Below are 9827 nucleotides of genomic sequence, written 5' to 3' on the forward strand. Positions count from 1 at the left end.
CGCAGCAAAATTCCCATTTACAGTTTTGGGAACTTGACTAGGTGAAATGTGAAAATACAACTCATCTATTTAAACAGATCTTTATTGCTGCTGTTGTTCCTGCTGCCAACGGCGTTGCTGCAAACGTTCGGCTTCAACTTCACGTTTGTTTAAGGCACGCTCATACAGCTTCGTACCCCTCAACTCAGGCGGCAAATATTCCTGTAAAACAAAATGCTCAGGGTAATGATGCGGATAGAGATAATCCACGCCATAACCTTGTTGCTTCATCAATTTGGTTGGCGCATTACGTAGATGCAACGGCACAGGTAAATTCGCAGTTTTTTCGGCAAGCTCCAAAGCTCGGTTAATGGCGAGATAGGTACTATTACTTTTCGGGCTGGTTGCGAGATATACAGCACATTGACCTAAGATAATTCGTGCTTCAGGCATACCGACCGCTTGTACTGAACGAAAACACTCACCTGCCAACAACAAGGCATTCGGATTCGAGTTGCCAATATCTTCTGATGCTGCAATCAACATTCGACGTGCAATAAAAACAGGGTCTTCACCACCTTTGAGCATGCGTGCCATCCAATATAGGGTCGCATCCGCATCGCTACCACGAATCGACTTGATAAAGGCCGAAACCAAATCATAATGCTGCTCACCTGATTTGTCATAACGTGCAATATTCTGCTGTGCGACTTTAACCACAATTGCATTGGTCACGATATTTTCAATATCAGGCTCAAAAGTACTGGCAATTAAATCAATCAAATTAAGCGCTTTACGTGCATCACCCGCAGCAAATTGAATCAGCGCATCATATTCTTCAATCTGAATAAAACGCTCTTTCAAAAACTTATCACTTTGAATGGCTTTATTGATCAGGGTTTGAATCGCATCAGCATCCAAACTATTTAAGGTATAAACCTGACAACGAGAAAGCAGTGCACTATTCACTTCAAAAGATGGATTCTCTGTGGTTGCACCAATCAAAGTGATTTTGCCTTTTTCAACTGCATTCAGTAAGGCATCTTGCTGCGACTTATTAAAGCGGTGGATCTCGTCAATAAACACTACTGATGTCAGTAAATCACCGCTTTCCGCAATCACTTCGCGCAGCTCTTTTACGCCCGTACTTAATGCAGATAAACTAATAAAAGGGCGATCAACTGCCTGTGCCAATAACAAAGCAATTGTAGTCTTACCCACCCCTGGCGGCCCCCAAAAGATAATCGAAGGCAAATGCCCCTGATCAATCATTTGGCGTAACGGTGCATGCTCACCGAGCAAATGATCTTGCCCGATGATTTCTGACAAATCACGAGGGCGTAAGCGTTCAGGTAAAGGAATATGCGTATCTGACATCATCACGGACTTTATACTGTTTTATCCTAGTCTATTGCGTCTGGTTCAAATCTACAATTTGAATCTGCAACCACGCGACATTCTATTGCGCAGTATTCTTTTGAAGTAACTGCTGCATGACATGGTAGCTTGCAGTAATTCGAGCTTCATTCGGAAAATTAGTGTTAGCGAGCATCACAATTCCAATCTTCTGCTGCGGAATAAATGCAGCATAGGCACCAAAGCCATTACTTGAACCAGTTTTATTAAACAATGTTGCTGCTGGAGCACGCTTTGGTTGTTTGATCGGTGTGACGATATGACTTTCTAAAGCCATTTTGCTGGAATTATCTTGTAAAAGTGTTTCAAGCTTAACAGGATAAGCATATTGCTCCCAGCCTAGCCCTTGGGTCATCGCACCAACTTTAAAATATCCCACATGCGTTGTTTCAACCGCTGCTCTTAAAGACTGTTTTAGCTTTTGTGGGTGAATTTGAATATTGTCGTGCCGTACCAACGTTGGTCTTTGGCTGCCATCTTTGAAAATATTGAAGCATGTCCTGCTGACTAACAACTTCATCTGGAAATTGCAGCGGAAAGCCACCTGCAGTATATATACCTAAATTTAAAATCGTAGCTTTATTCACTGCGGTATTTTTTAATTCTGGGAAATACTTGGCGGGATGATCCGACAATAATAACTGCCCTTGCGCCTGTGCATAGCCCGCCAAAGTTGCATTAAAGGTCTTACTGACTGAGCCAAGTTCAAATAAAGTATGGTTACTTACGGGTTGTTGGTTTGATTTTGATGCCAAGCCATAATTGATAAAATAATGCTTACCATCGAATGTGACACCGACCGCTAATCCAGGAATCTTATATTGATCTAATAATGGTTTAAATTGTTGATCTACAATTTCCCTAACTTGCTGCTCACTGAGCGGTTTTGCCCAAATCGAAGAATTACAGAATAAAAGCCCTGCAAGTAAAAAAAGCATTCTTGATGCGATCATGTCTATTTCCCAAACCCATTTCATTCAAACAAAGAGGCTCTCAAACCACATCGAACTCTCAGTGTTCATCATATGGGAATGTATAGATAAAATACTGCTAAAGTATTGTTTTTTATTGATAAAAAACACAGTTATAAGAAATATATATCAAGATCTAACGTACCCAACGTACGACATAATCTTCTATATCATCTTCATTTATATCTTGTTCTGAAATACAGCGTCCAGCAGCCGATTTCTTCGCTTTAATCACACTCTGACGTGAACCCGTATTTAAATAATGCCATGACGGTAAATTTTTACCTTCATTCAAACGACGATAAGCACAACTAGGAGGTAACCATGTAATTGTTTGCAATCGTTCAGGTGTCAATTGAATACAATCTGCAACATGCTGTTGACGATTCGGATAATCAGAACAACGTGCCGTTTTACAATCTAATAATTTACATGCAACTTTGGTATATGCGACTTCTGCCGTTTCTTCATCTTCAAGCTTAACCAAACAACATAAACCGCAACCATCACACAATGCCTCCCACTCAGTATTATTCAACTGATCAAGTGGATATAGTTTCCAAAAGTTAGCGCGCAATTCGGTAGACATGGCAAATGTTTTAGGCTTTAAAAATTTGTGTTGATTATAGCATTTATTCTCAATCAAGCCGTTTTCCAAGCGACTTAAGCGATTAACAATACTTAAGTTATTGAACATTTCAACCACAGAAACACCACATTTGGTGCGAAAAATACACGCTATAGTAATCTCATAACGATAAATTTAGGAGTAAGTAATATGTTCCGTTGGGCTATTATCTTTGCAGTGATTGCATTAATCGCCAGTTTATTAGGTTTTGGTGGTGTTGCTGGTTTATCCAAAGACTTTGCCGTCATTTTATTAGTGGTCGCGGCTATTCTTGCTGTAGTGGGTTTCTTATCACGCGGTAAAGTTTAGTTTAAACAGAAATAAAAATTCAGAAAGAAAAAAGAAGAATCGCCGTATTCTTCTTTTTTTATTATCATCATTTCAGCCGAATAAAAATTTGTCTTTCCGCTAGCATCATCAATTTTTTGCTGTTTTATGCTTTAATCAAAGCATTGAAAATATAGATCAGGATTAAAAAATGAGCTTTCCAATTACAACGCGTGAAATTGAATATACCGCCCCAGATGGTCAACGCCTTATTGGCTATTTTGCGACACCTATCCGAGATGTACCAGTTGCAGGAGTTATTGTTGCTCCAGAGTGGTGGGGACGTACCGAATATACCGAGCAACGTGCGCGTGAACTTGCAGAACACGGTTTTGCCGCTCTCGCAATTGATATGTATGGAGACAAAAAAGTTACCTCTGATGTTCCTCAAGCATCTGCATGGATGATGCAAACATTTGATCATGTAGACACCGTGGTTGAGCGTGCTCAAGCAGGCTTAGATGCTTTAAAAGCACAACCAGAGGTCAATACTGAAAAATTGGCAGCAATTGGTTTTTGTTATGGTGGTAAAGTAGTTCTGGATTTGGCGCGATCTGGTGCCGATTTGAAAGCTGTAGTGACCTTCCACGCGAATTTAAGCCCGAAAGCACCTGCACAAAAAGGAAAGATTCAGGCTGAAATTCTTGTATTACATGGTGAGATCGACACCATGGTTTCTTTAGATGATGTCGCAAGCTTCCGTCAGGAAATGCACGATGCAGAAGTCGATCATGAAGTGATTATTTTTGAAAATGCCAAACATGGCTTTAGTAATCCCCTCGCAGATGAGCGAGCTAAAGCAAATAATGTTGACTTAGGCTATAACGCCGAAGCTGAACATCAAGGATTAGAAGCCATGTATGAATTACTAGATAAACATTTAACCTGATTCAAAATATTGGCATAAACTTTCACAAAGACTTCATTCTGTGTAGGTGGCATTTATGTCTCCTACACACGAACAAATGTTTTTATCATTTAAATAAGTCCACGATTATATTTTCATTATACTAAGCCTCTGCTTTTGATTGTTCTGATTCATGTCTGATTTCTCATTTTCTGATGCACTACTCACGTGGTTCGACCAACATGGCCGCCACGATTTACCATGGCAAGTCGCTGATGATCCCTACAAAGTGTGGGTATCAGAAATCATGCTACAACAGACTCAAGTTAAAACTGTTCTGCAATATTTTGATCGCTTTATCGAAAGATTTCCAACCGTAGACGATCTTGGTCAGGCCAGTTGGGATGAGGTTGCCCCTTATTGGGCTGGTTTAGGCTACTATGCCCGTGCACGCAATCTGCACAAAGCCGCTGTTATCGTAAAGCAGAAAGGAAAGTTTCCTGAAACATTAGAACAGTGGATTGAATTACCAGGCATTGGCCGTTCAACCGCTGGTGCATTAATGTCTCTTGGCTTACGACAATATGGCGTCATTATGGATGGCAATGTGAAACGAGTTTTAGCACGTTTTTTTGCGATTGAAGATGATTTATCCAAGCCACAGCATGAGCGTGCTTTATGGCAAATTGCGGAACAGCTGTGTCCGAAAGAACGTAACCATGATTACACCCAAGCAATCATGGATTTGGGTGCTACAGTCTGCACACCGAAAAAGCCTTTGTGTTTATACTGCCCAATGCAACAACACTGTCAGGCCTATCAACAAGGTTTAGAACAAGAACTCCCATTTAAAAAAGCAAAAAAACCTGTCCCTGTTAAAACGGCGAATGTGCTCCTAATTCAAGCAGGTCGTGAGTGGCTTTGGCAACAACGTGAAGCCCACGGTCTATGGGGAGGTTTGTATTGTCTGCCTATCATTGAAGAGGCAACTGAATTACAACAGATTGAACAACAATTTAAGCTGCAAGCTCAAGTATCATCACTACAGATTAGTCATAGTTTTACTCACTTTACATGGATACTGCATGAACAACTGTTCCACGTGGAACATGACCAAAAAGAACAGCTCAGCATTGAACTGAATGGAATATGGCTCTGTCCAGAAGCCGCGATTGCCAAAGGCATTCCAACGGCCATGAAAAAACTGATTACAGCCAAACAAAAGGCCTAAAACCTGCATGCTGTAAATTCGAACGCAAGGAGTTTGTGTGCGTTACCTGATTTCCCATACGGTTCTTGCCCTATTGATGCTGATCCTTTCAGCCTGTACCACTGCACCAAAGAAGCCCGTGCCCTTGCCTAATACACAGGTGAACAAGCTCCAGATGATGCGTCTGGACAGTCGCCTGCCCGTTCCCGTCAAGGGGATCAGTCGAACTCAATTGCGAGATAGCTGGGGCGCAGCACGCAGTCAGGGGCGTAGTCATGAAGGCATTGACATCATGGCGGAACGTGGTACGAAAGTGTATAGTGCCACTGAGGGCTTAGTGGCTGATTTACGTAATAATAATCTAGGCGGCAAGGTGATCTGGATTCTTGGACCTGCTGGTTCATGGCATTATTATGCACATCTGGATGGTCACAAACGTGGTCTCAATGTTGGGGATTATGTCCGCAAAGGTGACCTGATCGGCTATGTGGGCAATACAGGCAATGCTCGCCATACCGCCCCACATTTACACTATGGCATTTATCTCAATGGCAAAGGGCGTGGCGCAGTCAATCCATACCCATACTTACGTTAGGAATACAGCATGTCAGAAGCATTGATTGAACGTCTGGTTGAATTTGCAGAATCAGGTAATCAGCAGAAAATCATTATCAATGGCACCAGCTATCAGGGCTGGATCATGGAAATTACTGAAGATGCCCTACTGATCAGCACAGGTTTTGCAGATAAATCAGGCAAGGACTTTTGGCTGAAATTTACTGATTTAAATACAGCTGAACTGTATTATTGGGACACTCGCCCAAATGAATGGGTGGCATTCACACTTTCATGATTTTATATGAATAACAATAGGAAGCATCAAATATGACGATTCAACGCTGTGGCTGGTGCTCCAATGATCCACTCTATATTAGCTACCACGATGAAGAATGGGGCAAAGTAGAACAAGATGAAAATCGATTATTTGAGATGCTTTGTCTTGAAGGTCAACAAGCTGGATTATCATGGATTACGGTGCTAAAAAAGCGCGAGAATTACCGTTCACACTTCTTTCACTATCCAATTACTAAGATTGCAGAGTTTACTGATGATCAACTCGAAGACAAACTGAGTGATGCAGGATTAATTCGTCATCTAGGTAAACTTAAAGCGATTCGAGACAATGCAATTGCATGGCAGCAACTCAAAAATGAAGTTGGTGATGTATCTGATTGGCTATGGGCCTTTGTTGACCATCAGACTTCAAATAACGATGTCATTCATTATCGTGATGCACCTGCACAAACCGAAATCAGTCAAAAACTTTCAAAAACACTGAAAAAACGTGGTTTTAAATTTGTTGGTCCCACAACATGTTATGCGTTTATGCAAGCGGTAGGAATGGTCAACGATCACGAAAATCACTGTCATTTTAAATAATACGAATTTATTTTGCTTTCCAAGGAGTTATCGAATGAGCAATAACCAAATTCGTGCTTATGCTGCAATGAAAGCAGGCGAGCAATTGGTTCCTTATCAATTTGATGCAGGTGAATTAAAGCCACATCAGGTTGAAGTTAAAGTTGAATACTGCGGTTTATGTCACTCAGATTTGTCTGTGATCAATAATGAATGGCATTCATCCGTTTATCCTGCTGTCGCTGGACATGAAATTATTGGCACAATTATCGCACTCGGTTCAGAAGCCAAAGGACTGAAACTTGGTCAACGTGTTGGCATTGGTTGGACAGCTGAAAGTTGCCAAGCATGCGATCCTTGTATTGGTGGTCATCAAGTTTTATGTACGGGTGGCAGCGTTGCGACTATCGTTGGTCATGCGGGTGGCTTTGCAGAAAAAGTTCGCGCAGGTTGGCAATGGGCCATTCCTCTACCAGAGGGTTTGGATCCTGAGAGTGCAGGACCATTGCTTTGTGGCGGCATTACCGTGTTTGATCCTTTACTTAAACATCAGATCCAAGCAACACATCACGTCGGTGTGATTGGGATTGGTGGTTTAGGGCATATGGCCATCAAGCTACTTAAAGCTTGGGGTTGTGAGATTACTGCATTTAGTTCAAATCCAGACAAAACTGAAGAGCTCAAAGCCATGGGGGCTGACCATGTGGTGAATAGTCGTGATGCTCAAGCGATCAAAGCACAACGTGGCAAATTTGATCTATTGCTTAGCACCGTCAATGTAACGCTGAATTGGCAAGCCTATCTCAATACCTTGGCACCGAATGGTAGTATGCATTTCTTGGGTATTACCTTAGAGCCTATTCCAGTTTCTGTAGGTACTATCATGAGTGGTGCCAAATCGGTTACAGCTTCACCAACTGGGTCACCTTTAGCACTGCGTCAACTACTACAATTTGCCGCACGTAAAAATATTGCGCCACAAATTGAGCTATTTCCAATGTCTCAACTCAATGAAGCCATTGAACGACTGCATTCAGGTCAAGCACGTTATCGTATCGTACTTAAAGCAGACTTTGATTAATTTAAAACCGACGACATACGCTCTCTCACCCAATCCGCCAACTGTTGAATTGCTTGGCGGATTTCGGTGGTCAACGCATGCCCTGCATTTAAGCGAATGAAGTGCTGATAACGCTGATCTTCACCAAACACTTCCCCTGGTACGATATTAATCCCTTGGCGCTGCGCTAAATAATATAACTCTAAGCCCGTAATATTTTCTGGCAGTTGCAACCACAAAGCATAACCCCCTTCTGATTGACTCAAGGCGATTGGAATCCCACCAAATACTTCCAAAATATAAGCACGATACTGTTGGACTTGTTGCATCAACTTCGGTCTTAACTCATCCAAATGCTCACGATAACCACGACTATAAATGAAATCAGCCAAGCCTAACTGTAAGGGTGTATTGACACCGACGTTATTTGATAAGAGTTGTGGTCGTAAGTGTTGCAATTGTGGTCCCAAGCAAAACCATCCTACACGATAGGCGGTAGACAGTGACTTCGAGACTGAACCACACCAAATTACGTAGCCTTGTTGATCCCAATAACGAATCGGCAAAGGTCTCTCTTTTTGGAAACTGCATTCACCATAAATATCATCTTCTAAAATAAAACATTGGTATTGCTGCGCAAGTTGAGCAATTTTTTGCTTCTGTGAATGACTTAAACAGTAGCCCAATGGATTTTGAAAATTAGCAGTGAGTAAACACAGCTTGGCATCGCCCTGTTTCATAAAAAACTCAAGACGTTCAAGATCAATACCACGATGATCTGCTGGAATCTCAATAATCTTACGCTTAAGACTTGCCAACATTTGCAACTGGCCATTAAAGGTAGGTGTTGGAATTAATATACTGTCCCCTTCCTGACTGATCTGCTGAATTAACAAGGACAAAGCTGGCATACAGCCATTGGTAATAAAAATATCTTCCGTAGCGACATAAATCCCATCTTCACGCCAATGATCTGATAAAGCCTTACGTAACTGCTCATGTCCCTGTTTATTACAATATAAAAAATCTTCGGGCTGACAGTGTTTAAGCGCACGCTGTAAGGAACGACGTAGCCCATCTACAGGAATTAAATGGGGCGACAACTGAATAGCCCCTAAAGGAGTTAAATGATTTTGAATCGATGCTGTTTGAATCTGATTCTGTAAGTCTAAATTCGAGACTTGCCGTGCTTTGGACTCAAAGCTTGGACTTTTAGGGGCAGCACTTTGATATTGTCTTGAACTTACAAAATAGCCTGATTTGGCTTTGACATAAATCAGTCCTTTGGCTTCTAACAGTTCGTAGCATTGTTGTGCGGTACTCAAACTAATACTTTGCTGACGAGCAAATTCCCTTAAAGAACTTAACTTTTGCTGTGGCTGTAATTCATGTTGATAAATTTTATGAGCCAATTGATCTGCTAGGCGTTGATATTGAAAAGTCATATCTGTACTGCTTTTTTATAAATTTCTGCTTTGTACACGACAAAAAAAGACAACTCATTGAAATAATGGCATAATACTTGTTTTCTGACGACGAATATGATGACACATTTCAATGAGTTACATCTCATCTTAAACAAATATCTAAAGTGGAACAAGTCACGTGTAAAATGTTTTACACTGATTATGCTTGCATTAATTGTAAAACAGACATGTAATCTTTCTTCTGCATCTAAAGCCTTACCCATCAAGTGCTTACCACAATCATTTTATCGACGTATACAACGCTTCTTTGCAGATCAGTACTTCGATTATCGTCAAATTTCTCAGTTAATTTTCAATATATTTTCATTCGATAAAGTCCAATTAACTTTGGATAGAACCAACTGGAAATGGGGAAAACGAGATATCAATATCTTGATGTTAGCCATCGTCTATCGTGGAATAGCGATACCTATTGTTTGGACATTGCTCAATAAACGTGGAAATTCAGATACAAAAGAGCGTATTGCTTTGATTCAACGCTTT

Annotated in this window: 10 protein-coding genes and 2 pseudogenes; 8 read left to right on the plus strand and 4 right to left on the minus strand. The window is 41.1% G+C overall.

All coding sequences use genetic code 11. From position 1 onward, the window contains the following. Positions 1–81: 81 nt before the first annotated feature. The 3 genes and pseudogenes from F908_RS02885 to F908_RS02895 form a co-directional block, all read right to left on the minus strand. Entirely contained in the window at positions 82–1356 is a 1275-nt protein-coding gene (locus F908_RS02885; RefSeq protein ID WP_162620846.1) for a replication-associated recombination protein A, read from the minus strand. 82 nt (positions 1357–1438) lie between these two features. Continuing rightward, positions 1439–2372: pseudogene (locus F908_RS02890) on the minus strand (serine hydrolase). A 130-nt stretch (positions 2373–2502) separates the two neighbouring features. Beyond that, complete coding sequence (locus F908_RS02895) at positions 2503–2955, minus strand: YcgN family cysteine cluster protein (protein ID WP_034602613.1); 453 nt, start codon at positions 2953–2955, stop codon at positions 2503–2505. Positions 2956–3144: 189 nt separating this feature from the next. Between F908_RS02895 and F908_RS15365 the strand changes: the two genes are divergently transcribed. The 7 genes from F908_RS15365 (at position 3145) to ahr (ending at position 7878) form a co-directional block, all read left to right on the plus strand. Continuing rightward, positions 3145–3303 carry a DUF1328 domain-containing protein gene (locus tag F908_RS15365; protein WP_004878181.1) on the plus strand — a complete coding sequence of 53 codons (159 nt, stop codon included), beginning with the start codon at positions 3145–3147 and terminating at the stop codon, positions 3301–3303. A 169-nt stretch (positions 3304–3472) separates the two neighbouring features. Next, the gene (locus F908_RS02905; protein WP_005157062.1) at positions 3473–4210 is read left to right on the plus strand and encodes a dienelactone hydrolase family protein; all 738 of its coding nucleotides are present in this window, start codon (positions 3473–3475) and stop codon (positions 4208–4210) included. Positions 4211–4361: 151 nt separating this feature from the next. Further along, complete coding sequence (gene mutY / locus F908_RS02910) at positions 4362–5399, plus strand: A/G-specific adenine glycosylase (RefSeq protein WP_005157068.1); 1038 nt, start codon at positions 4362–4364, stop codon at positions 5397–5399. Positions 5400–5475: 76 nt separating this feature from the next. Then, positions 5476–5973 (plus strand): M23 family metallopeptidase, encoded by a 498-nt coding sequence (locus F908_RS02915; protein ID WP_218647818.1) that lies wholly within the window; start codon positions 5476–5478, stop codon positions 5971–5973. A gap of 9 nt (positions 5974–5982) precedes the next feature. Then, entirely contained in the window at positions 5983–6231 is a 249-nt protein-coding gene (locus F908_RS02920) for a hypothetical protein (RefSeq protein WP_005157074.1), read from the plus strand. Positions 6232–6263: 32 nt separating this feature from the next. Further along, positions 6264–6818 carry a DNA-3-methyladenine glycosylase I gene (locus tag F908_RS02925; RefSeq protein ID WP_005157077.1) on the plus strand — a complete coding sequence of 185 codons (555 nt, stop codon included), beginning with the start codon at positions 6264–6266 and terminating at the stop codon, positions 6816–6818. A gap of 34 nt (positions 6819–6852) precedes the next feature. After that, positions 6853–7878: an NADPH-dependent aldehyde reductase Ahr gene (gene ahr, locus F908_RS02930; RefSeq protein ID WP_005157081.1), complete on the plus strand. Its 1026-nt coding sequence runs from the start codon at positions 6853–6855 to the stop codon at positions 7876–7878. Here the strand turns inward: ahr and F908_RS02935 are convergent. Beyond that, on the minus strand, positions 7875–9302 hold the full coding sequence (locus F908_RS02935) for an aminotransferase-like domain-containing protein (RefSeq protein WP_005157084.1): 1428 nt from the start codon (positions 9300–9302) through the stop codon (positions 7875–7877). The genes ahr and F908_RS02935 overlap by 4 nt on opposite strands. 99 nt (positions 9303–9401) lie before the next feature. On the opposite strand from F908_RS02935, the pseudogene F908_RS02940 reads away from it, so the two are divergent. Beyond that, a pseudogene (locus F908_RS02940) lies at positions 9402–9827 on the plus strand (IS4 family transposase); the annotation flags it as partial.

The organism is Acinetobacter sp. NIPH 284 (assembly GCF_000369425.1).
In the GTDB taxonomy this organism is placed as follows: domain Bacteria; phylum Pseudomonadota; class Gammaproteobacteria; order Pseudomonadales; family Moraxellaceae; genus Acinetobacter.